At 57.9% G+C, this 2,282-nt stretch carries 1 protein-coding gene; it reads right to left on the bottom strand.

Going from position 1 to position 2,282, the window contains the following annotated elements; genetic code table 11:
* Window positions 1-484: 484 nt before the first annotated feature.
* Window positions 485-2,282: CocE/NonD family hydrolase (locus tag VES88_07080; protein HYN81247.1), on the bottom strand; the 1,798-nt coding region annotated here is incomplete at its 5' end.

Raw genomic sequence — 2,282 nt, 5'->3', positions numbered from 1 at the left:
GAATACCTCAAACCAGAGGAAGAAGACGGTGAAGAATGAGAGCCTTTGTTTCAGTGAGCGTCACGGAAGTTTTCCGATCTGCGCGAACTTCCGCATATCAGGCGGCAGAGCATTAGTACTGCCCTTCGCAATGACGGCGACGTATTTGGAGTGCGACCGGCAAAGCGAAGCGGCGACGGCGCTTTGGATACTGGTCGTGCTTCCATTTAGTCAAATCGAGAATCCAAAGCGGTGTCGCGCTCCGCGTGCCTCCGCGCTCCAAAGGGCTCCGATACGTTAGTATATTTATGAGACCGCGTACTTAGTCGAGGCGATATGAACCTAGCAGGCTGCTGAAAAAGGGGTCATTCAAGACGATCCACCAAAGCACATACATGACTCGAACAAAGGGCTCTTTTCGTGCCGCTTCGTGTGCTTTCGTGGATCGTTCTTAGTTTTTCAGCAGCCTGCTAAGGTCTGTCAGTCCCGCTCGCGTGCGCCCCGCTTAACGTGATTGCCGACGCGGGATCAGAGGCAGATCAATCCGCGAACGATAAGCGCCACCGCGGTAGAACTGAACAGTCGGCGGAGGGCCGGGGAGCGGGTCGAAGTGGTCCCTATCCGCACCGGCGATAGCGATCCTCACCCGCCGTCCTTTGCGGAAAAGGTAGGAGGTCGGGAGCAGGTCGAATGTAAGCTGCGTGATCTGCCCTGGCACGAACGGCCTGGCGTCCCGCCGCAGGAATGTTCGATACGGCACAGCCGTCTTGTAAGGCGGACGACTTGTGCTGAGCTTACGATGCAAAGCGCGCAACTGGCCTTCTGTAACGTAGCGGACGCGGCCCGCTTCGTCCACGTCCTCTAGGTAAACGAAAAATTGGGCGTCGTCGGCGGTAGAGCTGACGAAGAGAGTCACGACCGGATGCCCGGTAATTTCCATGTCATGCTCAAGCTGTGCTGAAGTGTAAGTAAGGAGCTTACGGTCTTCCGCGCTGCGGTCAGCGTAGTCAACGGGGCCGCCGCCGACGAGCGTGTTCCACCGCGACAGGCTGCCGGTGCCGGCGGTGTAATCGACGCGGTAGGTGTCAAAGACTTTTCCCGCCGCCGGGCGCGCCCTGCTGAGTGAATTATCATCGGCAAAGAACCACGTCTGCTTCCGCGCCTGCGGCAGAGGCCACGTAGTCGCCGAGTGCCAGCGCTCTTCGCCCATCGTGTAATAGTGCACGCGAGGCTCATCAACAATGCTGGTTTCTATTCCCTTAAGGTGATAATCGAAAAATCGGAGAAGCTCCAGCGTGTGCGGGAAGCTCGAATTCAGTCGGCCGTTCGCTGGGCTGAAATAAAACCGACCGCCGTGGTTCCATGGGCCAAGCACGAGACGACTACCCGGGGTCCGGACCGTCAAGAAACGATTGATGGCCGAGCGTGGGTAGCCTCCGTCGTACCAGCCGCTGTAGCTATAAATCGCGGAGCGAGAAGCGACCAGCTCACGGACGTAAGACTTTGGGCTAATTTCTTCGAGCGTCCAATCTCCGCGAGCCCGGTCGTCCCGGTAGACGAGCGGAGCAAGCTCGGCGTGTACATCTATGTTCATTGCATGCTCGCGTAACGCTTGGGCGAGTAACGCCTTATCTGAGTCTTCTTCAACCGGGCGCACTCCTAGTATCTGCTGGCTCTGCTGTTCGGGGGTGACGTTCCGGTCCATTGCGCTGACAACTTGCGCCCAAACCTTAAGGAACCACGTGTGCTGGACGCCTCCCGGAAACACAATGTCCTGATAGGCGTCGAATAGAGAGAATTGCGGGACGATGGCTCTGACCGCGGGATGTTGGTTAACAAGCAGCAGTTCTGCGGTCGTGCCGACGTAAGACACGCCCGTCGCCCCGACCCTGCCGTTGGACCAAGGCTGACTGACGATCCAGTCAACTACATCCTTGCCGTCCCTGACTTCTAACGGCAGTAGTTCACCGCGTCTGCTGCCAAACGATGCGCCGCTGCCGCGTACGTCCACAATCACGTAGGCGTACCCACGGGTCACAAACTCTGTGACCTTCTGCGGAGGCCGATCCATAGCCTCTCGGACTTCCGGCTTAAACTCGAAAGAACGTCGATAGCGCGTTTGCTCTAAGATTGATGGCAAGCGCGCGCCAGCTTTAAGTTCGTCGGGAAGGTAGACATCAATCGCGAGTCGTACGTTGTCGCGCAGCATCACGTAACGTGCGGTACGTCTGACCCCGCTGTAGCTGGAAGTCGAGATTCGGTCGGCTTTGTCGTCATTGGCCCACCACGCCCTATCGGGGCCC

This window comes from Gemmatimonadaceae bacterium (genome assembly GCA_035633115.1).
Classification (GTDB): Bacteria; Gemmatimonadota; Gemmatimonadetes; order Gemmatimonadales; family Gemmatimonadaceae; genus UBA4720.
The sequence above is the reverse complement of the archived record's forward strand: the minus strand, read 5'-3'. Positions and strand labels throughout refer to the sequence as shown.